Annotated in this window: 23 protein-coding genes, 3 tRNA genes and 2 pseudogenes; 16 read left to right on the forward strand and 12 right to left on the reverse strand. The window is 69.9% G+C overall.

The window, feature by feature from the left end; genetic code table 11:
• The first annotated feature begins 88 nt into the window (after positions 1 to 88).
• The gene (gene htpX, locus ACFY6U_RS30455) at positions 89 to 952 is read left to right on the forward strand and encodes a zinc metalloprotease HtpX (RefSeq protein WP_390043334.1); all 864 of its coding nucleotides are present in this window, start codon (positions 89 to 91) and stop codon (positions 950 to 952) included.
• Positions 949 to 1,047 (forward strand): annotated as a pseudogene (locus ACFY6U_RS30460) (YccF domain-containing protein); the annotation flags it as partial. The gene htpX and the pseudogene ACFY6U_RS30460, both read left to right, overlap by 4 nt.
• Here ACFY6U_RS30460 and ACFY6U_RS30465 read toward each other — a convergent pair.
• A complete protein-coding gene (locus tag ACFY6U_RS30465; RefSeq protein WP_390043335.1) occupies positions 1,043 to 2,986 on the reverse strand; it encodes a recombinase family protein in 1,944 nt (647 codons plus the stop codon). The pseudogene ACFY6U_RS30460 and the gene ACFY6U_RS30465 overlap by 5 nt on opposite strands.
• Positions 2,987 to 3,469: 483 nt before the next feature.
• Between ACFY6U_RS30465 and ACFY6U_RS30470 the strand changes: the two genes are divergently transcribed.
• Positions 3,470 to 3,910, forward strand: a complete 441-nt coding sequence (locus tag ACFY6U_RS30470; RefSeq protein WP_390043337.1) for a hypothetical protein — start codon at positions 3,470 to 3,472, stop codon at positions 3,908 to 3,910.
• Here the strand turns inward: ACFY6U_RS30470 and ACFY6U_RS30475 are convergent.
• The 4 genes and pseudogenes from ACFY6U_RS30475 to ACFY6U_RS30490 all read right to left on the reverse strand — a co-directional run bounded on the left by ACFY6U_RS30475 (position 3,907) and on the right by ACFY6U_RS30490 (position 5,467).
• Positions 3,907 to 4,374: a transposase gene (locus tag ACFY6U_RS30475; protein ID WP_390043339.1), complete on the reverse strand. Its 468-nt coding sequence runs from the start codon at positions 4,372 to 4,374 to the stop codon at positions 3,907 to 3,909. The two genes, ACFY6U_RS30470 and ACFY6U_RS30475, sit on opposite strands and share 4 nt — an antisense overlap.
• Positions 4,375 to 4,456: 82 nt before the next feature.
• On the reverse strand, positions 4,457 to 4,744 hold the full coding sequence (locus tag ACFY6U_RS30480; protein WP_390043475.1) for a winged helix-turn-helix domain-containing protein: 288 nt from the start codon (positions 4,742 to 4,744) through the stop codon (positions 4,457 to 4,459).
• A gap of 90 nt (positions 4,745 to 4,834) precedes the next feature.
• A pseudogene (locus ACFY6U_RS30485) lies at positions 4,835 to 4,942 on the reverse strand (helix-turn-helix domain-containing protein); the annotation flags it as partial.
• Positions 4,943 to 5,065: 123 nt separating this feature from the next.
• Positions 5,066 to 5,467 (reverse strand): YccF domain-containing protein, encoded by a 402-nt coding sequence (locus tag ACFY6U_RS30490; RefSeq protein ID WP_390043340.1) that lies wholly within the window; start codon positions 5,465 to 5,467, stop codon positions 5,066 to 5,068.
• A 361-nt stretch (positions 5,468 to 5,828) separates the two neighbouring features.
• Here ACFY6U_RS30490 and ACFY6U_RS30495 point away from each other — a divergent pair, with 361 nt between their 5' ends.
• Positions 5,829 to 6,395, forward strand: coding sequence for an SMI1/KNR4 family protein (locus tag ACFY6U_RS30495; RefSeq protein WP_390043342.1), 567 nt, complete (start codon positions 5,829 to 5,831; stop codon positions 6,393 to 6,395).
• 79 nt (positions 6,396 to 6,474) lie between these two features.
• Here ACFY6U_RS30495 and ACFY6U_RS30500 read toward each other — a convergent pair whose 3' ends face one another.
• Positions 6,475 to 7,722 carry an APC family permease gene (locus ACFY6U_RS30500; RefSeq protein ID WP_390043344.1) on the reverse strand — a complete coding sequence of 416 codons (1,248 nt, stop codon included), beginning with the start codon at positions 7,720 to 7,722 and terminating at the stop codon, positions 6,475 to 6,477.
• 201 nt (positions 7,723 to 7,923) lie between these two features.
• On the opposite strand from ACFY6U_RS30500, the gene ACFY6U_RS30505 reads away from it, so the two are divergent.
• Entirely contained in the window at positions 7,924 to 8,190 is a 267-nt protein-coding gene (locus tag ACFY6U_RS30505) for a GlsB/YeaQ/YmgE family stress response membrane protein (RefSeq protein ID WP_390043345.1), read from the forward strand.
• 87 nt (positions 8,191 to 8,277) lie between these two features.
• Here the strand turns inward: ACFY6U_RS30505 and ACFY6U_RS30510 are convergent, their stop codons facing one another.
• Positions 8,278 to 8,766 carry a YajQ family cyclic di-GMP-binding protein gene (locus tag ACFY6U_RS30510; RefSeq protein ID WP_093499708.1) on the reverse strand — a complete coding sequence of 163 codons (489 nt, stop codon included), beginning with the start codon at positions 8,764 to 8,766 and terminating at the stop codon, positions 8,278 to 8,280.
• A gap of 226 nt (positions 8,767 to 8,992) precedes the next feature.
• On the opposite strand from ACFY6U_RS30510, the gene ACFY6U_RS30515 reads away from it, so the two are divergent.
• Positions 8,993 to 9,074, forward strand: a tRNA-Tyr gene (locus ACFY6U_RS30515).
• A 197-nt stretch (positions 9,075 to 9,271) separates the two neighbouring features.
• Positions 9,272 to 9,484, forward strand: a complete 213-nt coding sequence (locus ACFY6U_RS30520) for a hypothetical protein (RefSeq protein WP_390043347.1) — start codon at positions 9,272 to 9,274, stop codon at positions 9,482 to 9,484.
• Between the two features lie 4 nt (positions 9,485 to 9,488).
• On the opposite strand, the gene ACFY6U_RS30525 is transcribed toward ACFY6U_RS30520, so the two are convergent.
• Positions 9,489 to 10,145: an SDR family oxidoreductase gene (locus tag ACFY6U_RS30525; RefSeq protein WP_390043349.1), complete on the reverse strand. Its 657-nt coding sequence runs from the start codon at positions 10,143 to 10,145 to the stop codon at positions 9,489 to 9,491.
• Between the two features lie 177 nt (positions 10,146 to 10,322).
• Entirely contained in the window at positions 10,323 to 11,591 is a 1,269-nt protein-coding gene (locus tag ACFY6U_RS30530; protein WP_390043351.1) for a hydrolase, read from the reverse strand.
• Positions 11,592 to 11,857: 266 nt separating this feature from the next.
• Between ACFY6U_RS30530 and ACFY6U_RS30535 the strand changes: the two genes are divergently transcribed.
• The 8 genes from ACFY6U_RS30535 (at position 11,858) to ACFY6U_RS30570 (ending at position 16,668) form a co-directional block, all read left to right on the forward strand.
• Positions 11,858 to 11,930, forward strand: a tRNA-Thr gene (locus ACFY6U_RS30535).
• A gap of 46 nt (positions 11,931 to 11,976) precedes the next feature.
• Positions 11,977 to 12,049: transfer RNA gene (locus ACFY6U_RS30540), tRNA-Met, on the forward strand.
• A gap of 90 nt (positions 12,050 to 12,139) precedes the next feature.
• A complete protein-coding gene (gene rpmG / locus ACFY6U_RS30545; protein ID WP_003948671.1) occupies positions 12,140 to 12,304 on the forward strand; it encodes a 50S ribosomal protein L33 in 165 nt (54 codons plus the stop codon).
• Between the two features lie 118 nt (positions 12,305 to 12,422).
• Positions 12,423 to 12,887: a MaoC family dehydratase N-terminal domain-containing protein gene (locus ACFY6U_RS30550; protein ID WP_351487208.1), complete on the forward strand. Its 465-nt coding sequence runs from the start codon at positions 12,423 to 12,425 to the stop codon at positions 12,885 to 12,887.
• 7 nt (positions 12,888 to 12,894) lie between these two features.
• Positions 12,895 to 13,323, forward strand: a complete 429-nt coding sequence (locus ACFY6U_RS30555) for a MaoC family dehydratase (RefSeq protein WP_388905970.1) — start codon at positions 12,895 to 12,897, stop codon at positions 13,321 to 13,323.
• 127 nt (positions 13,324 to 13,450) lie between these two features.
• Positions 13,451 to 14,032 carry a TetR/AcrR family transcriptional regulator gene (locus ACFY6U_RS30560; RefSeq protein ID WP_390043353.1) on the forward strand — a complete coding sequence of 194 codons (582 nt, stop codon included), beginning with the start codon at positions 13,451 to 13,453 and terminating at the stop codon, positions 14,030 to 14,032.
• A 90-nt stretch (positions 14,033 to 14,122) separates the two neighbouring features.
• The gene (locus ACFY6U_RS30565; protein ID WP_390043355.1) at positions 14,123 to 15,559 is read left to right on the forward strand and encodes a DHA2 family efflux MFS transporter permease subunit; all 1,437 of its coding nucleotides are present in this window, start codon (positions 14,123 to 14,125) and stop codon (positions 15,557 to 15,559) included.
• A 53-nt stretch (positions 15,560 to 15,612) separates the two neighbouring features.
• The gene (locus ACFY6U_RS30570; protein ID WP_390043357.1) at positions 15,613 to 16,668 is read left to right on the forward strand and encodes a UDP-N-acetylmuramate dehydrogenase; all 1,056 of its coding nucleotides are present in this window, start codon (positions 15,613 to 15,615) and stop codon (positions 16,666 to 16,668) included.
• Between the two features lie 38 nt (positions 16,669 to 16,706).
• On the opposite strand, the gene ACFY6U_RS30575 is transcribed toward ACFY6U_RS30570, so the two are convergent.
• Positions 16,707 to 17,339, reverse strand: a complete 633-nt coding sequence (locus ACFY6U_RS30575; protein ID WP_390043358.1) for an NAD(P)-dependent oxidoreductase — start codon at positions 17,337 to 17,339, stop codon at positions 16,707 to 16,709.
• Between the two features lie 156 nt (positions 17,340 to 17,495).
• On the opposite strand from ACFY6U_RS30575, the gene ACFY6U_RS30580 reads away from it, so the two are divergent.
• On the forward strand, positions 17,496 to 18,113 hold the full coding sequence (locus ACFY6U_RS30580) for a helix-turn-helix domain-containing protein (protein ID WP_390043360.1): 618 nt from the start codon (positions 17,496 to 17,498) through the stop codon (positions 18,111 to 18,113).
• 7 nt (positions 18,114 to 18,120) lie between these two features.
• Here ACFY6U_RS30580 and ACFY6U_RS30585 read toward each other — a convergent pair whose 3' ends face one another.
• Positions 18,121 to 19,161, reverse strand: coding sequence for an adenosine deaminase (locus ACFY6U_RS30585; protein WP_390043362.1), 1,041 nt, complete (start codon positions 19,159 to 19,161; stop codon positions 18,121 to 18,123).
• Between the two features lie 193 nt (positions 19,162 to 19,354).
• A complete protein-coding gene (locus ACFY6U_RS30590; RefSeq protein WP_390043364.1) occupies positions 19,355 to 20,581 on the reverse strand; it encodes a pyridoxal phosphate-dependent aminotransferase in 1,227 nt (408 codons plus the stop codon).
• Positions 20,582 to 20,734 lie beyond the last annotated feature (153 nt).

Raw genomic sequence — 20,734 nt, forward strand, 5'->3', positions numbered from 1 at the left:
GTGACACCACGACACCGGTGGCATCGCAGATCGGAAGGCAGCACCTAAGGCAAAGGGTTCCCCTGCCGCACGACTTGGAGGGCGTACCGTGCACCGCCGGCACAACGGGCTCAGGACCGCAGTTCTCCTCGGGGGACTGTCGGCACTCATCATCGTCATCGGCAGCTTCTTCGGCCGAACGGGTCTGATCGTCGCGGTCCTCGTCGCCATCGGCACGAACGCGTACGCGTACTGGAACAGCGACAAACTGGCGCTACGCGCGATGCGCGCGCGCCCCGTGAGCGAGTTCGAGGCCCCGGCCCTGTACCGGATGGTCCGCGAGCTCTCCACCCAGGCCCGCCAGCCCATGCCCCGCCTGTACATCTCCCCGACGGAGGCACCGAACGCCTTCGCCACGGGCCGCAATCCGCGCAACGCCGCCGTGTGCTGCACGGAGGGGATCCTGCGCATCCTGGACGAGCGCGAACTGCGCGGCGTCATCGGCCACGAACTCAGCCACGTCTACAACCGCGACATCCTCATCTCCTCGGTCGCCGGCGCCCTCGCCTCGGTGATCATGTTCCTGGTCAACTTCGCCTGGCTCATCCCGGTCGGCCGTTCGGACGACGACGACGGCCCCGGCTTCCTCGGCCTGCTGCTGATCATGATTCTGGGTCCGCTGGCCGCCAGCCTCATCCAGCTCGCCATCAGCCGCTCCCGGGAGTACGAGGCGGACGCCTCCGGCGCCCAGCTCACCGGCGACCCGCTCGCCCTCGCCAGCGCCCTGAGCAAGCTGGACGCCGGCACCAAACAACTCCCGCTGCCCCCCGAGCCCCGGATCGAGACCGCGAGCCACATGATGATCGCGAACCCCTTCCGTCCGGGCCAGGGACTGTCCAAGATGTTCTCGACGCACCCGCCCATGGCGGAACGGATCGCCCGGCTAGAGAAGATGGCAGGTCGCCCTCAGTGAAGACCATCCTGAACATCATTTGGCTCGTCCTGAGCGGCTTCTGGCTGTTCCTCGGCTACCTGCTGGCCGGCGCGATCCTCTGCATCACGATCATCGTGGGTTCAGCATCGCGCTCGGGTCGACTCGCCCTTCGATGATCATCGGTGGGAGGAGCTGAGGTTCGGGAAGAGGGACCTGCTCCACGTGCGACAGCGCGGCGTTCACGCGGGCCCACGTGTCATCGGATGTCCAGGCATTGAAGTGCTTCGAAGCCTGGATTGTGGCGCCGGTGTCCTTGATCACTTCAGGCCACGATTTTCCGGTACGCGCCTTGTAGAAAATGGCGTCCAAGGACCGGCGGACGGTGCCCCTGCGGCCCTTGAGCAGTAGGGGAGCGACTCTGGCCCATTCCTCGTCGGAGACGTCGGCGACCGGGATTCCGAGACCACTGGCGGCGTACCAGGCCCGCACGGTGCACGGGACACCGCGGCGCCGATCGTCCGGGACGGGCCCTGTGATCGTGACCTTCAGTTCCAGCATGGACAAGATGGCCGCTTGCTGCTCCGGGGCCATGTCTGGGAACGACCTCTTCGCCATGGCAGCCAGGGCGATCAGATCACGTGCACGCTGGTCCGACTCCTCCATATCCGTCAGCCATTCGACCGCTTCATCACGCAGATTCTGAAGCTGCTGGAGTTCCTCGTTCAGCACGGCCGTGGCTGTCTCGATGGCATCCGCGGACTTGCTCTGTTTGGCGGTGGCCACGATGACGGCGGCAATCGATGCGTTCATGCCCTCGATCTGCCGGTCAAGGTCGGCGATCCGGTCGCCCAGCGCGGCGGTGTCGACTTCCGTCATCCCGATCCACTCGGCAGCCAGCGTCTGAAGTTTTTCGCTGTCGCTCGCGATTTCAGTGACGCGGGACCAGACATGCGCCTCAAGAGCGTCAGCGTCGATGCGAGAGCAGCCGCATGACTTCTGACTGAGATCCTTGGGCGCGATTCCGGTGCACCGGTAGAACCGGGCGTACTCGCCGTCCACTTCGTAGCTCATCCCTGAGTACGTCCGCTTGCAGAGGCTCGTGATCCGGCCACTCAGCGGATAGAAGGAGCGCTGCCCGCTGCTGTGCTTTGCGGTCTCGGCAACCTTGCGCCGTAGCTCAGCGCTCTGTTCCTCGGTCAGGATCCGAGGAAGCTCGATCCTGACCGAGTCGCCCCAGAGGGGGGTGCCGTCGTCGTCGGTCCTGGCATGCTTCCCGCGAAAGACGAGCACGGCATCGAGTACGGGCGTCGACATCACTCGATCACGGAGGTTGTCACGCGTCCAGGACTTGCCCGTACGAGATTTGATCCCCTCCGAATTCAGACGGATCGTGGCTTTGCGGAGGTTGAGGCCCTCGCCGACGACCAGGTCGTACACGCGCTTGATGACCTTCGCCTCATCCTCGTCGACCACCAGGTACGAGCCGGGAGTTCCCTTGTCGGCGATGCGGTAGCCGTAGGGAGGGCGCCCACCGATGTGCGCGGCCGGCGTGAGTTCTGCCTTTTCCTGCAACCCGCCCTGGGTGCGGTCTCGGATCGTCTCCCACTCGGTCTCTGCGTAGTCGGCATCGCGGCGCATCTTCTTGCGCCCCTCGGTCGTCGTGTTGTCGTAGTCGTCGGCGACGACGGCGACGTAAACGCCGATGTCTTCGAGGGCCCACACCCAACGCCAGAAGGCGCGGCCCTTACGACCGATCACACGGCCGTCCGGCACCACCACGATGTCGAACGGCCGCGGAGTCTGCTGAGCGGCCTCCATCAGGCGCTTCAGTTCACCCCGGTCAGCAGCTTCCAGGGAACCGGAGACGCCCTCGTCCTTGTAGGTCCCGACATGCGCCCACTGCTTCAGCGCGATGTGCCTTGTTGTCTTACGGCTTTGCCTGGCTACGCCGTAGCCCTTCTTCTGCTCCTCGGTCGAGACGCGGAGGTAATCGACGGCACGCAGCGAGCGAGTGCCGACCACCCGAGCAGTGGTCTCGATGGGTGAGGACAGGGCTGTGCTTTTATTGGACACGTCGACTCCCAATCAGTCGGCCAGCCCCGGGGCGGTGCCAGCCGCTGCCGGGGCGTCTGTCTCTAACTCCATTTTACTGCCACATGCTGACGTCTCATCAGGTCTTTGCTGACTTCGTAGACGCCTAGAGATCTTTAATGGCTGGGGTTACGAAGCATCCCCTTGGACGGGCCGTGGGTGCCGCGCCAAACCATCGATCTGGCAAGGTCGACCGCCAAGTCGGCGGCAGGCTGCTGATGGCTGCGACCGTCGCCTACGACGTCTACGATGTGGCGGCCGCACCGAGCGGACCCAGACGGCCATCCACGACGGTGTCAGCCTGGCGGGCGCCTCGCGGGCGCGGGTTACGGCGCCAGGTTCGGGGCGGACCTTGGGTCTGTCGGCGGCCCTGTCGGGCTCGTGGTCGACGGGAACTTGGGAGGTGGCGTGGTCCGCGGCGGCATCGGCGAGGGCATTGTGGACGGGATCGGGGAGCTGTTGTAGATGAGGACTTGGCTGGAGGGGCTGTTCAGAAAGGGACGGCCACGCACCGCGGATGAGACCTCGCTGGAGAGCCGGGCGGTGTCCTCTCCCGAGGATGCGGTGGTGGGCCGGGCGGAGATCTCGCCCGAGGAGCGGGCGGTTCTGCTCGTCGGAATCCTCGACGACCCTGCGGCACGCGAGGATGAAAAGGATGACGCGGCGGGGTATCTGGAGGACTTCTCCGGCCCGCTTGTCGAGTCGGGTCTGATCCGGACCGTTCGCGCCGAGGACTTCACCAGCGTGCTGGCCCAGAAGTGCGCGGAGTCCCTCGGCGGCATCTGGGCCAGGACGGGCCGCGTGGACCCCGCCTTCATGGCGGAACTGCGGGGGCCGGCGAAGGACGAGGTCTTCGGCATCCTGAGCGTCCGTGCCCCGCACCTGCTGCCCCCTAACGCCCTCTAGAAGATCTTTATCGGCTGAGGTCGCGGAAGTTGGAAGTCAAGCCCGGTTTTGGCGATGAGGCCCTCGATGAGGCGGGGTCGGTACTGCATCCGTTTCAGCCGTGTCTTCACCAGCTCGGTGAGCTGGTCGAGGCTGTGTTTTGTGAGGTTGGCCAGCGATCTCTTCAGGCGCAACCACACGCCCTCTACGGGGTTGAGTTCGGGGGCGTACGGCGGCAGCTGGTAGACGGTCAGCCACAATCGGGCGGCGATCAGCTCGCGCATGGTGCGGCTGACGCGCGTGTTCAGATTATCCCAGACAAGGACGATGGGGCCGTCGAGCTGCTGGTGCGCGGCATCCAGCAGGCGGGCGTAGTCGGTCTCGGTGAAGCCTTTGCGACGGTCTTTGGCGGGACCGCGGTCGTGGTGGATGCGGTAGATCAGCCGAGGCCGGTGGCCGGCTTTGGTGCAGATCAGCGCCGCCATGGAGACACGTTTGGTGCCAGCGGCGGTGCCCCGCACCTCGGGGTGTGACCTCGACGGCCCCAGGTGCGGCCCCTGGGCGGCCTCAGGCCCTGGCCGGCTTCGTCCTCGAAGCAGACCCAGGCGCCCAAGTCCGCCGCCCTCTTTTTATGACGGGCCACTGCTCGTCCTTCCACGTGGCGATCTTCGCCTCGTCCCGCTCGGTGGCCTTGCGGGAGGGGACCTGCACGCTCCAGCCGATGCGGTGAAGCAGCAGGTCCAGCCCCGCCAGGGTGTCCTCGGCACCGAACCGACGGCGCACGACCTCGGCGATCCTCGTCAGCGTCCAGCACTGGTCACTCCAGCCGGAGGCGGCAGGACCGGCATCCAACACCGTCTCCAGAAGGAGCAGTTGTTCAGCATCGAGCTTGCAGCGGGCACCGCCGGGGCCCTTGGAGGCCAGGGACCGCCGACCACCCGAAGCCAACGCCCGCCGCCAGCGGTTCGCCGACATCCGGGTCACCCTGAACCGCCGGGCCACCTCCCGGTCACTGGCCCCGGCCTCGATCAGGTCAGCGGCTGCGAGCCGGACTTGCTCACGCCGAGCCCGTTCCCCGGCCGTTTATCCACCGCCATCGGGATACCTCATCCTCCCGGCATAGCGCCGCCCACGACAGCCGTCACGACCAGACGTAACCCGCGCCGTTAAAGATCTCTAGCGGATGCCGAACTGCTGGTTCGTGGGGATCACGTCACGGCCCAACGGCATGAGAGAGATTGGGATGAGCTTCAGGTTCGCCCACCCGAACGGGATCCCGATGATCGACAGGAACAGCGGGATGCTCGTGATCAAGTGGGCCAGAGCCAGCCACCATCCCGCGAAGATCACCCAGATCACGTTGCCGATGAAGGATCCGGCGCCGGCGTCCGGCCGCTCCACTGTGGTCCGCCCGAACGGCCACAGGACGTAGCCGGCGATACGTAGGGACGCGATGCCAAACGGGATGGTGATGATCAAGACGAAGCAGATCAGCGCTGCGATCAGGTAGCCGAGCGCCATCCAAAATCCGCAGAAGACGAGCCACAGGATGTTGAGCAGCAGGTTGAACAGCTTCATGGTCGGTACCCTCTCCAGGTCACTCCGTCGGCATGCCTGCTGCCACAAGTATCAGCCGGTCAGGCGTCCAGGCGGAAGCGCAGCGCCCTTGTAGCGCGATTGGGAACGTCCCGAGACGATGCCGTTCGGCATCGCCAACTTCAAGCTGATCCCGGTCTCCCTGCTCCCGCTCGGACGCGAGATCGTCCCCACGGACCAGCCGTTCGCAACCCGCTGACCGCACCTCGTCCGACCCGACCCGGCGCCTTCGTCCGACCCGACCCGGCGCCTCCGGCACACGAGTTGTCCACAGGCCGGAGCGTCGGCGGGAGGTTGTCCACAGGCCGGGCCGACTGTCGGTGGCGGCCTGCATCATGAAGCCATGACCGAGATCGAGCAGTTGCTGACACGGGTGACCGTTCAGGCCCGCAACTCCCGCCCGTGGGGCTGGCCTTCGCTCCCCGCGCCCGTCGACGCCGCCACGCTCGACCGCGCCGGTCAGACCCTCGGCTTCCCGCTGCCGCCCCTCCTCGCCGCGCTCTACGAGCGGGTGGGCGACGGCGGTTTCGGCCCGTCGTACGGCCTGCTGCCCCTGCTCGATTCCGCGCCCTCGGGGGAACCGGCCGCCGTCGCCCAGTACCTCGCCAACCGCGAGTATGGCCGCAAGAACCCGGACTGGCCCTGGCCCGAGGGTGTCCTGCCGATATCCCACTGGGGCTGTGGCATGTACGCGTGCGTGGACTGCCGGGCCCCGCAGGCCGCGGTCCTGCTCTACGAGCCCAATGCCGACGACGCCGACGGCGCCTGGTTCGTGGACGCGCCCAGCCTCACCGACTGGCTGCGCACCTGGCTGGAGGGCACGGGCTGGTACGAGGAGACCGACACGGGCACGGACCTGGCACCCTGGGCCGACTTCCGGACCCGCACGGCCCCGGAGCAGGCTCTCTGAGAGAGGGCGCCTCCAGAGCGCGGCCGCCACTTTCCCGCGCCGCAGCTCGCGGCCACTGCCGTCGTGGCTGCCACCGTGCCTACCGGGCGGCCATCCACCGCCGTACGGCGTACGCCGCCGCACCCACCGCCAGTACGGCCGCCCCCGCGGCCACCGAGGTCACCGGCAGCGCGAAAGCGAGGATCACGCACCCCAGCAGACCCACCACCGGTACCACCCGCGCTCGCGGCGCCGGATCCAGCGTCCACGCCGAGGCGTTGGCCACCGCGTAGTACGCCAGCACACCGAAGGAGGAGAAACCGATGGCGCCCCGTACGTCCGCCGTCGCCGCTGCCACGGCGACCACCGCGCCGACCGCCAGTTCCGCGCGGTGCGGGACCTGGAAGCGTGGGTGCACCGCGGCCAGCGCCCGCGGCAGATGACCGTCGCGGGCCATGGCCAGCGACGTCCGCGACACTCCGAGGATCAGGGCCAGCAGCGAGCCGAGCGCGGCCACCGCGGCCCCCACCCGCACCACGGGCACCAGCCCCGGCACCCCGGCCGCCCGCACCGCGTCGGCCAGCGGCGCGGCCGCCCGCCCCAGCCCGTCCGTGCCCAGCACCGAGACCGCGGCCACCGCCACGCACGCGTACACCACCAGAGTGATCCCCAAGGCCAGCGGGATCGCACGCGGAATGGTGCGCGCCGGGTCCCGCACCTCCTCACCGAGGGTCGCGATCCGCGCGTACCCGGCGAACGCGAAGAACAGCAGGCCGGCGGCCTCGAGCACCCCGCCCACGCCCGCCGAGAGCCTGATGTCCAGCCGCCCCGCGTCCGCCGCCCCGGACGTCAGGCACACGACCACCACGGAAGCGAGGACCGCCAGCACCACGGCCACGATCACCCGCGTCAGCCAGGCCGACTTCTGGATGCCGCCGTAGTTCACGGCGGTCAGCGTCACCACGGCCGCGACCGCCACCGCGTGCGCCTGCCCCGGCCAGACGTACGCGCCCACGGTGAGCGCCATCGCGGCGCAGGACGCCGTCTTGCCGACGACGAACGCCCACCCCGCGAGGTACCCCCAGAAGGCGCCGAGCCGCTCCCGCCCGTACACGTAGGTGCCGCCCGACTGCGGGTACCGGGCGGCCAGGCGCGCCGAGGACATGGCGTTGCAGTAGGCGACCAGCGCGGCGACGGCCAGCGCGGGAAGCAGCCCCGACCCGGCCGCGCGGGCCGCGGGGCCGAGGGCGGAGAACACTCCGGCCCCGACCATCGAGCCCAGGCCGACGACCACGGCATCGTGCACGCCCAGCGTGCGCCGCAGACCGGAAGGAGGAGTGGAAGCCATGCGGCGCACCCTACTGATCACTGCAACCGTGCGGTATCGCGCAGGCGTCCTCGTCATCGACAGGGCACGAACACGCGCGCGACGGACACATGCGGACCGCTCGACGGCCCGTCCGGCCCAACCTGTCCGGCACAGCCGGCCCGGACCTGAATCACCGGGCCGGAAGAGTGCGAACGCAGCGCGGAAGGGCAGGTTCAGGTCATGGGCATCATCAGCTGGATCATCCTGGGACTGGTGGCCGGCGTCATCGCCAAGTTCCTGCTGCCGGGACGCGACCCGGGCGGCTTCATCGGCACGACCCTCATCGGCATCGTGGGCGCGTTCCTCGGCGGCTGGATATCGGCCCGCTGGCTGGACCACCCGATCGCCAAGAACTTCTACGACGGCGCGACCTGGGTCGCGGCGATCGGCGGCGCACTGGTCCTGCTGATCGCCTACCGCATCCTGTTCGGCAACTCGCGCGACTGACCACCCTCGGCCGGAGCCGACCCACGAGAGTACGAGAAGGGCGGGCACGACGAGGTGCCCGCCCTTCTCGTACTTCGAAGGCGCTGCCTACCGGTAGTTCACGAACTGGAGCGCGAAGTCGAAGTCCTGGCCCTTCAGGAGCGCGATCACGGCCTGGAGGTCGTCGCGGCTCTTGGAGCTGACACGCAGTTCGTCGCCCTGGACCTGGGCCTTCACGCCCTTGGGGCCCTCGTCGCGGATGATCTTCGCGACCTTCTTCGCGTTCTCCTGGGAGATTCCCTCCTCGATCGACGCGAAGATCTTGTACTCCTTGCCGGAGAGCTGCGGCTCACCCGCGTCCAGCGCCTTCAGCGAGATGCCACGCTTGATCAGCTTCGACTGGAAGACGTCGAGGATCGCCTTGACCCGTTCCTCGGAGTTCGCCTGCATCAGGATCTTCTCGCCGGACCAGGCGATCGAGGCGTCCACGCCCTTGAAGTCGTAGCGCTGCGAGACCTCCTTGGCGGCCTGGTTGAGGGCGTTGTCGACCTCCTGCCGCTCGACCTTCGAGACGATGTCGAAACTGGAGTCGGCCATGTCCTGTGGCTCCTTGTATCGGGGGGTGTGACGGGATGCGTTGCGGCGCGCGCGGCGGCCGCCGGACCCGGGGTGGGCACCGGGCCGCATCCGCACCAGCCTAGCCATCCCGCGTCCCGCGGGCGGCGATCAATCGGGTGGCGGAGCACCCCTGCGGATCGGGTATTGTTTACGTCGTTGCCAGGGAGCACCGCCGAAAAGCGGTTCGATCTGGTGGCAGAACCCCGGCGGTGTGCCCGAGCGGCCAAAGGGAGCAGACTGTAAATCTGCCGGCTCAGCCTTCCCAGGTTCGAATCCTGGCGCCGCCACACGGGAACGAAGGGCCCGTGACCTGCGATCAAGCAGGTCACGGGCCCTTCGTCATGTGCCCGTGCGTATGCCTTGACGCGGAAGGAGCCCCGTGGACGCGGGGCGAGGCGTGATGAAGATCATGGAGGCGCTTCGTCGGTGAGGCGGCCGGGCAGCAGTCCGTCACGGATGCCCCGCTCCGGGGCACACTGAACACATGTCCTCCCGACGCAGAACCTGCCCGGTGTGCCGCCGTGAAATCGCCGTCGTGGCGGGCCGTTTCGCACGGCACGACCCGCCCGGGGCGCGGGAGGCCGGGGAACTGGTCTCCTGCTCCGGCTCGCGGCAGCAGGCCCTGATCGGGGCCGTAGAGCCCTCGTTGGACGGTTACGTCTTGCCGGAGTTCCCCGGGCAGCTGCCGCTGTTCTGAGAACTCAGTTCCCGGCCACCGACTTCACGGCCACCGTGACCGGCGTCGACCCGCCGATCAGCTCCAGGGTCAGGCCGGCCGTCGCCGAGGTGTCCACCAACTCAGCCAGTACGGCGGCCACATCGTCGCGCGTGACCGCACCCCGGCCCGTGTGCGCCTCCAGACGCACCAGACCCGTGCCCGGCGCGTCCGTCAGCGCACCGGGGCGCAGGATCGTCCAGTCCAGGGCGTTCTGCCCGGCCACATATGCGTCGGCCGTACCCTTGGCCCGCAGATACACGTCGAAGACCTCGTCGCCCTGGTGCGCCGGATCCGCGCCCATGGAGGAGACGACCACGAAACGGCGCACGCCCGCGCGCACGGCCGCGTCCGCGAACAACACCGCCGCGCCCTTGTCCACCGTCTCCTTGCGGGCCGTGCCGCTGCCCGGGCCCGCGCCCGCCGCGAACACCGCCGCGTCCGCCCCCTGCAGAAGAGCCGCGGCCTCGTCGACCGACGCCGACTCCAGGTCCAGCAGCACCGGTTCGGCACCGGCCGCCCGCAGGTCGTCGCCCTGCTCGGCGTTCCGGATGATTCCCGCGACCTCGTCCCCGCGCGCGGAGAGCAGCCGCTCCAGCCGCAACGCGATCTGACCATGACCACCAGCGATGACAATGCGCATGTTTCAGACCGTACGCCCGAAGCCCCGCATCCGCTGCACGACTTCATGCGCCCCACACGCCCGGGTGGTTCCGCCCGGCGCGCGGGGCCGGTTCCAGCGCGCGACGGGGATCCCTCGCTCCGAGCCGCGCGCTCCCGCGCCTCGGCCCGCGCGTGGGCGGTCGCGCTCCCGTGCCCCTCAGGACAACTCCCCACGCCCCTGCCGCGGCAGCCCCAGTTCCGCTGCCACCGCAGAGTTGCAGTACTCGCGGACCGCGCTCGTGCGTGCCACCACGCGCCCCCGGTGCACCACGATCCGGCTGTAGGCGAGCGAGAGCGCGCCGGCCAGGTGGTCGCCGCGTACCGCGAGGAGTTCGGCGGGGAAGCCGGCCTCGACGCGGACCTCGGGAAGGCCGAGGGCGGCGCGGGAGGCGGTGCTCACGGCGTCGTAGGCGTCCTCGGGGCGCAGTCCGTGCCGGGAGGCCAGGAGGTAGGCGGCCTCCAGGGGGTCGCCGCGGCCGACGGGGTTCGACAGGTCGCGCAGGGCGCCGCTGCCGGCGGCGATCCGTACCCCGGCCGCACGCAGCAGCCGTACCGGTGCCGTGCCACGGCGGTCCACGGCACCGCAGCCGCCCTGGGGCAGGCACACCACCGTGATGCCGGCCGCGGCGAGCTGGTCCGCGACCCGCGCGGCCACCTCGGCGGGCAGGCGTGCGAGTCCGGCGCACGGTCCGAGGGCCACGCCGGGGCGCATGCCGCCCGCCATCGCCGCGAGCCTGGCCAGCCGGGCCGGGTCGGTGGCGTCCGTGTGCAGGTCGACGGGGCAGCCGTGTTCGGAAGCCACCTCCAGGACCGCCTCCGCATAGCCGGTGGGGTCGGGGTCCAGGTCGGGGCAGCCGCCCACCACGGACGCGCCCATCTTCGCGGCGTCCCGCAGTATGGCGAGCCCGTCGGCGCCCGCGATCCCGGTCAGCACGCGCGGCATCGCGACCGCTGTGAGCTCCGCGAGCCCGCGCAGCGAGCGGCGCGCCTGGAGGACGGCGGCAAGGGCGCCCAGGCCCTGGACGTCGCCCACGCGCACGTGCGCGCGTACCGCCGTCGCACCGTGTCCCAGTTGCAGCAGGACCGCCTCGGTGGCGCGGCGCTGGACGTCCTCGGGTTCGTAGGAGACCGGGCCGTCGTGTTCGGCGGAGAGCGCGGTGTCGCCGTGGGCGTGCGGTTCGGCCGGGGCGGGGAGGAGGAGGTAGCCGGTCAGGTCCACGCGCGTGCCGCCGGTGCGGGCCGGCCCCGGGGCCAGGCTGCCGGCCGTACCCACCGCCTCGATGCGCCCGCAGCCCAGCCGTACGTCCACGGTCCGGCCGTCGGTGAGCCGTGCCCCGCACAGCAGGAGTGCGGCGGGGTCGGGCTGGCCAGAGGAACCCTGCGGGTTGGGCGACGACGAGGGCGGCTGCGGCTGGCTGTCGGGCATCGCGCTCCATGAGGGTCGGTCCAGGCATTGGACTCAAGATCACGCAGAGTGAGTCGAGCCTAGGGTGGCGAGCCGCGTGCGGCCGGGAGGAGCGCAATAGTCGTACCGGAGCCGTCGGACCTGCGGGGAACGGTTCGGCACGCGCGCGTGGGGAGTGCCGGAAGGGGCCCGGGAGGCCGTCGTGAGCCGTGCGGAAGGGGCCGGGAAGGGCGGCGGGAAACGGATTTGGGTGAACGGCGGCCGAGCGTGTAATGTCTTCATCGCTCGCCCCAATAGCTCAGTCGGCAGAGCGTCTCCATGGTAAGGAGAAGGTCTACGGTTCGATTCCGTATTGGGGCTCTGGTGTGGGAGGTTCCCGTCGCGAGGCGGGGGCCGATCTCATCAAAGCGGTGTAGCTCAGTCGGTAGAGCAAGCGGCTCATAATCGCTGTGTCACCGGTTCAAGTCCGGTCACCGCTACTGACAGTAGCCGATTGCGGGGTCGGTCCTTCGATCGGCTACTCTTTCTTGCGTTGAATCAGTCCATCCGTTCGTCTTAGGAGCACTCACGTGGCTGCCACCGACGTCCGCCCGAAGATCACGCTGGCCTGCGTGGAGTGCAAGGAGCGGAACTACATCACCAAGAAGAACCGGCGTAACAACCCGGACCGTCTTGAGATGAAGAAGCACTGCCCGCGTTGCAACGCGCACACTGCGCACCGCGAGACGCGATAACAAACAGGCTCGTCCGTGAGGCCGTCCCCGACTCGGGGGCGGCCTCACGGCGTTTCGGCCGATGCCTTTCCCGCTACTTTGTGGGGCAGCACAGCAGACATCAGGAGGTGCCGGGCCAATGGCGCTCGACCAGTCCTTCGTGGGACGGACCTACCCACCCACCGAGCCCTACGAGGTGGGCCGGGAGAAGATCCGTGAGTTCGCCGAGGCGGTGGGTGACACCAACCCCGTGTACACGGACCCGGAGGCCGCCAAGGCACTCGGCTATTCCGATGTGATCGCCCCGCCGACTTTTGTTTTCTCGATCACCTTCCGCGCGGCCGGCCAGGTCGTCGAGGACCCGCAGCTCGGCCTGGACTACAGCCGGGTGGTGCACGGCGACCAGAAGTTCGCCTACCGGCGTCCCGTCCGCGCCGGCGACCGGCTGACCGTGACGTCGACCATCGAGGCCATCAAGTCCCTCGCGGGCAACGACGTCATCGACATCCGCGGTGACGTCCACGACGAGGCGGGCGAGCTCGTGGTGAGCGCCCTGACCAAGCTGGTGGCCCGCGCGGCCGGCGCAGAAGAAGGCGGGGCGTGAGGATCCGATGACGTCGAAGATCGCGTACGAGGACGTCGAGGTCGGCACCGAACTGCCGGCCCAGACCTTTCCCGTGACCCGCGCCACGCTGGTGCGGTACGCGGGCGCCTCCGGGGACTTCAACCCGATCCACTGGAACGAGAAGTTCGCCAAGGAGGTCGGCCTGCCGGACGTCATCGCCCACGGCATGTTCACCATGGCCGAGGCGATCCGTGTCGTCACCGACTGGACCGGCGACCCGGGTGCGGTCGTCGACTACGGCGTCCGCTTCACCAAGCCCGTCGTCGTGCCGAACGACGACCAGGGCGCCCTGATCGAGGTCAGCGGCAAGGTCGCGGCCAAGCTCGACGACAACACCGTGCGTGTCGACCTGACGGCGATGAGCGCCGGGCAGAAGGTGCTGGGCATGTCACGGGCGGTCGTCCGGCTGGGCTGAGTCCGGCGACTCGGTAAGGGGCGCCCTCCTTTGCGGGGCGCTCCTTACCTGTATGTGGCGCCCGGGATGCAGCGGCTTGGTTCCCCGGCCCTTGACTTGGTTAGTGATTGAGTACTAACTTTCTCGCATGGTCAGGATGAGTGCGGAGGAGCGGCGCGAGAGCGTCATCCGCGCGGCGATCGCGGAGTTCTCGCAGAGGGGCTACTACGGCACCTCCACCGAGGCGATCGCCAAACGGGTCGGGGTCTCGCAGCCGTATCTCTTCCGGCTCTTCCCGGGCAAGAAGGCGATCTTCGCGGCCGCCTCGGAGCGCTGCATCGACGAGATGTGCGAGCTCTTCGAGAAGGCGGCCGAGGGGTTGCAGGGGGAAGAGGCCCTGCATGCCATGGGCGACGCGTATGTGCAGCTCATCCAGGAGCGGCCGGAGCGGCTCCAGATGCAGATGCAGACGTACATCACGGTCGCGGCCGCCGAGGCGGAGGGGGAACACGAGTTCGGCGAGCTCGTGCGGGCCGGCTGGGGGCGGCTGTGGGACACCGTCCATCTGCTCTCGGGGGCGGATGCCGACCGCACCACGACCTTCCTGGCCAAAGGGATGCTCATCAACACCTACGCGGCCATGGGGTTTCCGCCCGGGCACCGGGTCTGGCAGGGGATGTACCCGGATGCCGGGACCACGGGGCGGCTGGACAAGTGCGGCGACGGGTGAGGGGGCCGGTCCGCCTGCCCTGGCCTGGTCTTTTCATGGGCCGGAAACTTAGTGATCGATAACTATCCACACGCACGCTCTGGGGGAGCGATGTCAGAAGAAACCGCACGTCGTTGGGGCGCCGGATGGGCGCTCGTCATCACCAGCGTCGCCGGGTTCATGGCGGCCCTCGACAACCTCGTCGTCACCACAGCCCTGCCCTCCATCCGCAAGGACCTCGGCGGAGCCCTGGACGACCTCGAATGGACCGTGAGCGCCTACACGCTCACCTTCGCCGTCCTGCTGATGTTCGGCGCCGCCCTGGGCGACCGCTTCGGCCGGCGCCGGCTCTTTCTCGCCGGGCTCACCGTCTTCACCGGCGCCTCCGCCGCCGCGGCCATGGCGCCCGGCATCGACTCCCTGATCGCCGCCCGCGCGGTGCAGGGCGTCGGCGCGGCCATCATGATGCCGCTCACCCTCACCCTGCTGACGGCCGCCGTGCCCGAGGCCAGGCGCGGAATGGCCTATGGCATCTGGGGTGCCGTCAACGGACTCGCGGTCGCCTCCGGGCCGCTCATCGGCGGCAGCCTCACCGAACACGTGTCCTGGCACTGGATCTTCTGGCTGAACGTACCGCTCGGCCTCGCCCTGCTGCCGCTCGCCCGCCTCCGCCTCGCCGAGTCGCACGGCACCGGCGCCCCGCTCGACGTCCCCGGCACCCTGCTCGCCAGCGGCGGCCTCTTCGGGATCGTCTACGGCCTGGTGCGCGGCCCCGCCGACGGCTGGACCAGCCCGCTCGTGCTCACCGGGCTGTTCGCGGGCGCCGCCCTGCTCGCCGGCTTCGTCCTCCACGGCAGCCGCGCCAAGAACCCCATGCTGCCCATGCGGCTCTTCCGATCCCGCGCCTTCTCCGGGATCAACGCGGCCAGCCTGCTGATGTTCCTCGGGATGTTCGGGTCGATCTTCCTGCTCAGCCAGTACATGCAGGGCGTGCTCGGCTACTCGCCCACCGAGGCGGGCCTCCGGATGCTGCCCTGGACGGGCATGCCGATGATCGTCGCGCCGATCGCGGGCATCCTGTCCGACCGCACAGGCGGCCGCCCCGTCGTCGCGGCCGGGCTCTTCCTGCAGGCCGCCGGGCTCGGCTACCTGGCCTCCGTCGTCACCGCAGACGCCTCCTACGGCGCCCAGCTGCCCGGCCTGATCGTCAGCGGCATCGGCATGGCCCTGTACTTCGCCCCGGCCGCCAACCTGGTGATGTCCGCCGTACGTCCGCAGGAACAGGGCATCGCCTCCGGCGCCAACAACGCGCTGCGCGAGGTCGGCGGCGCACTCGGCGTCGCGGTCATGTCGTCCATCTTCTCCGCCCAGGGCGGCTACGAGAGCGCCCAGAGCTTCGTGGACGGCCTGAAGCCCGCCCTGGTCACCGGCTCGGCCGTGGTGGCGCTCGCCGGGATCGCCGCCCTGGCCATCCCCGGCCGACGCCGCGCAGCGCGGCTGGTGGCCGAGGGGGAGCCCGCCCCGGCGCTGGAGACCGTCGGCGGCTGACGACGCCGCTCGTGGCGGCCGGACCGCCGACGGCGTCTCGTAGTCTTGGGCGCGTGCAGGAACTCCACGACGCCCCCCTCGCCCCCCTCACCACCTTCCGGCTCGGCGGCCCCGCCACCTGGCTGGTCACCGCGACCACCGACGCCGAGGTGATCGCCGCCGTCCGCGCGGCCGACGACAGCGGGACCCCGCTGCTGGTCATCGGCGGCGGATCGAACCTGGTCATCGGTGACAAGGGCTTCGACGGCACCGCCCTGCGCATCGCCACCACCGGTATCGAACTGCGCGGTACGACGCTGGAGCTGGCGGCCGGCGAGGTGTGGACCGACGCCGTCGCCCGCACCGTCGAGGCGGGCCTCGCGGGCATCGAGTGCCTCGCGGGTATTCCGGGGTCCGCGGGGGCCACGCCCATCCAGAACGTGGGGGCGTACGGGCAGGAGGTCTCCTCGACCGTGACCGAGGTCGTCGCATACGACCGGCGGACCGGCGAGACGGTGACGCTGGCCAACGAGGAGTGCGCGTTCTCGTACCGCCACAGCCGGTTCAAGGCCGACCCCGAGCGGTACGTCGTCCTGCGCGTCCGGTTCGGGCTGGAGGACGCGGGCGGGCTGTCGGCGCCGGTGCGGTACGCGGAGGCCGCGCGGGCGCTCGGGGTGGAGCCGGGAGACCGGGTGCCGCTCGCCGACGCCCGCGAGACCGTGCTCAAGCTGCGCGCGGGGAAGGGGATGGTGCTGGACCCCGAGGACCACGACACCTGGTCGGCGGGCTCCTTCTTCACCAACCCGATCCTCACGGACGAGCAGTTCGCCGCCTTCCACGCGCGCGTGCGGGAGCGGCTGGGCGACGCCGCCGAGCCGCCCGCCTACCCCGCCGGGGACGGACGTACCAAGACCTCGGCGGCCTGGCTGATCGACAAGGCCGGGTTCACCAAGGGGTACGGCAGCGGAGCGGCCCGGATCTCCACGAAGCACACGCTGGCGCTGACCAACCGGGGCGGGGCCACGACCGAGGACCTGCTGGAGCTGGCGCGGGACGTCGTCGCCGGGGTCCGCGAGGCCTTCGGCGTGACCCTCGTCAACGAGCCGGTGACCGTCGGCGTGAGCCTCTAGGAGACGGACGCGAGCCTCACCGGCTCGCCGGAGGAGGCTCAGTACGCCACCCCCACCCCCTGCTTCACCGTCCCCTGGTCCTCGGTCATCGCCAGCATCGCGTGGGCCACGTCCGCTCGTGCGATGAAGCGTCCCTTGCGCGGGAAGCCGCCCACCACCGTGCGGTAGGTACCGGTCAGCGGCTTGTCCTGCAGGCGCGGCGGGCGTACGGAGGTCCAGTCCGTGCCGCTGCCGGACAGTTCCGCCTCCATCTCGCGCAGGTCGTCGTAGACCGGCCTGAGGATCGTGGCGACCAGACCGCGCATGGTGCGGTCCAGGAGGCCGTCGTCGTCCGGTTCCGGGCCCACCGGCGCGGCGCTGACCACCACCAGCCGTCGTACGGCCTCCGCCTCCATGGCGGCCAGGACCGTGCGGGTCAGCCGGGCGGCGACGCCGGCGTCGCCCCGGCTGCGCGGGCCCAGGCCGGACAGGACCGCGTCCCGGCCGGTCAGTGCCGGGCGGATCACCTCGGGGTCGGTGAGGTCCGCGCGGACCACTACCAGGCCCGTGCCGGTCACGGTCAGCCGGGCGGGGTCGCGGACGACCGCCGTGACCCGATGGCCGGACGCCAGTGCCTGACGGACGATCTCCCGGCCGATCCCGCCGGTCGCGCCGAACACAGTGAGATTCATGACTGCTCCCGTTCCAGCACAGTGATGCCGACGAGGTGGGTGAGTATTCACTCACCCCTGCTTGTCTCTAGAGTGGGTAAGCACTCACTCACCCGTCAAGGCTTCTCGGGAAGTCCGTCGGAATCGCCGGAAGGGGGCATGTGATCCTTGGATGCCATGGAGCAGAAACCGGCCCGCGTCCGCATCCTCGACGCCGCTCACGAGCTGATGCGCACCGTCGGGCTCGCCCGTGCCACGACCAAGGAGATCGCCAGGGCGGCCGGCTGCTCGGAGGCGGCCCTCTACAAGTACTTCTCGAGCAAGGAAGAGCTGTTCGTGCACGTGCTCACCGAGCGGCTGCCGCGACTCCTCCCGCTCCTGGGCGAGCTCACCGTCGAACCCGGACGGGGCAGCCTGGAGGGCAACCTCACGCAGATCGCCCGTCAGGCCGCCCTCTTCTACGAGGAGAGCTTCCCGATCACCGCGTCCCTGTACGCCGAGCAGCAGCTCAAGCGGAAGCTCGACGACACCCTCCGCACCATCGGCGCGGGACCGCATGTGCCGATGAGGGCTCTGGACGGCTACCTGCGCGCCGAGCAGGCGCTCGGCCGGATCCGCCCCGACGCCGACACGTCCGCGGCCGCCGCCCTGCTCCTCGGCGCCTGTGTCCAGCGCGTCTTCTCCTACGAGGCGACGGCGACCGGCGAGCGCCCGCCGGTGGACACCTTCGCCGCCCGCATCGCCCGCACCCTGCTCGGCGGGCTCTCCGTCGCCGAGGAGCCCGCCCGCCCGTGACCGTGGATCAGGACGCCGGGGCGACCAGCCAGGCGTCGATGTCCGCCAGGAGCCCGGACTTCACGTCCTCCGGCGCCGCCGAGCCGCGGACCGACTGGCGGGCCAGTTCCGCCAGTTCGGCGTCCGTGAAGGCGTGGTGCACGCGCGCGATGTCGTACTGCGCGGCCAGCCGGGAGCCGAACAGGAGCGGGTCGTCGGCGCCCAGGGCCATCGGCACACCCGCCTCGAAGAGGGTGCGCAGCGGGACGTCCTCGGGCTTCTCGTAGACGCCCAGGGCCACGTTGGAGGCCGGGCACACCTCGCAGGTGATCTCCCGGTCCGCCAGGCGCTTGAGCAGCCTCGGGTCCTCCGCCGCCCGGACGCCGTGCCCGATCCGGGAGGCGTACAGGTCGTCCAGGCAGTCCCGCACCGACGCCGGGCCGGTCAGCTCGCCGCCGTGCGGGGCCGCCAGCAGGCCGCCCTCGCGCGCGATGTGGAACGCCCGGTCGAAGTCCCGCGCCATGCCCCGCCGCTCGTCGTTCGACAGCCCGAAGCCGACCACACCCCGGTCCGCGTACCGGACGGCGAGCCGGGCCAGCGTGCGCGCGTCCAGGGGGTGCTTCATACGGTTCGCGGCCACGAGCACGCGCATCCCGAGGCCGGTCTCCCGGGAGGTCGTCTCCACCGCGTCCAGGATGATCTCCAGGGCCGGGATCAGGCCGCCGAGGCGCGGGGCGTACGACGTCGGGTCCACCTGGATCTCCAGCCAGCGCGAACCGTCCTTCAGGTCCTCCTCGGCGGCCTCCCGGACCAGGCGCCGGATGTCCTCGGGCTCTCTCAGGCAGGAGCGCGCAGCGTCGTACAGCCGCTGGAAGCGGAACCAGCCCCGCTCGTCGGTGGCCCGCAGTCTCGGTGGTTCGCCGCTGGTCAGGGCGTCGGTCAGCGCCTCGGGGAGGCGTACGCCGTATTTGTCGGCCAGTTCCAGGACGGTTCCCGGCCGCATCGAACCGGTGAAGTGCAGATGCAGATGAGCTTTCGGCAGCTCAGAGACATCACGTACGTGCTCCATTCCAGGATCCTGCCGTACGTACCTGCCGTACCGGTAGCCGATTCCCTATTAGTGGCCTTGCTCGCACACGAGAACGCACACGAGAACGCACACGAGAACGCACACGAGAACGCGTACGAGAACGGGCCGCCTCCCCGGTGGGAGACGGCCCGCACGCGCGCGTGCAGCGCGAAGAGGTACCAGGCGTCAGACGTCAGTCCTTGGCCTCGGCCAGCAGCTTCTGCATCCGGCTCACGCCCTCGACGAGGTCCTCGTCACCCAGCGCGTACGACAGGCGCAGGTAGCCGGGCGTGCCGAACGCCTCGCCGGGGACGACCGCGACCTCGGCCTCCTCCAGGATCAGCGCGGCCAGCTCGACCGAGTCCTGGGGGCGCTTCCCGCGGATCTCCTTGCCGAGCAGCGCCTTGACCGAGGGGTAGGCGTAGAAGGCGCCCTCGGGCTCGGGGCAGACCACGCCGTCGATCTCGTTGAGCATCCGGACGATCGTCTGGCGGCGCCGGTCGAAGGCCTCGCGCATCGTCGCCACGGCCTCCAGGTCACCGGTGACGGCGGCCAGGGCGGCGACCTGCGCCACGTTGGAGACGTTCGACGTGGCGTGCGACTGGAGGTTCGTGGCCGCCTTGACGACGTCCTTGGGGCCGATGACCCAGCCGACCCGCCAGCCGGTCATGGCGTACGTCTTCGCCACGCCGTTGACGACGATGCACTTGTCGCGCAGCTCGGGCAGGATCGCCGGCAGCGAGGTGAACTTCGCGTCGCCGTAGACCAGGTGCTCGTAGATCTCGTCCGTGAGGACCCACAGACCGTGCTCCACGGCCCAGCGGCCGATCGCCTCGGTCTCGGCCTCGCTGTAGACCGCGCCGGTCGGGTTCGACGGGGAGACGAAGAGCACGACCTTCGTCTTCTCGGTGCGGGCCGCCTCCAGCTGCTCCACGGAGACGCGGTAGCCGGTGGTCTCGTCCGCGACGACCTCGACGGGGACACCGCCGGCCAGGCGGATGGACTCCGGGTACGTCGTCCAGTACGGGGCGGGGACGATGACCTCGTCGCCCGGGTCGAGGATCGCGGCGAAGGCCTCGTAGATGGCCTGCTTGCCGCCGTTGGTGACGAGGACCTGGGAGGCGTCGACCTCGTAGCCGGAGTCCCGCAGCGTCTTCGCGGCGATCGCGGTCTTCAGCTCGGGCAGACCGCCGGCCGGGGTGTAGCGGTGGTACTTCGGGTTCTTGCACGCCTCGATGGCGGCCTCGACGATGTAGTCCGGCGTCGGGAAGTCGGGCTCACCGGCGCCGAAGCCGATCACCGGGCGCCCGGCGGCCTTGAGGGCCTTGGCCTTGGCGTCCACGGCGAGGGTGGCGGACTCGGAGATCGCGCCGACTCGGGCGGAGACCCGGCGCTCGGTGGGAGGGGTTGCAGCGCTCATGGGGCCCATCGTTTCAGACCGGAAACCTGCCCGGCACGCCGGTTTCACGGACTGAACAACTACGGGCCGAACCATGAACAAGCGTGCGGATCCGCCCCCGGGCCAGGACGATCTTCCGTACGGTCGGCCCGGTCTGCCGCTTTCTGTTCGACG

The sequence above is a fragment of the Streptomyces sp. NPDC013157 genome (genome assembly GCF_042899865.1).
Taxonomy (GTDB): domain Bacteria; phylum Actinomycetota; class Actinomycetes; order Streptomycetales; family Streptomycetaceae; genus Streptomyces.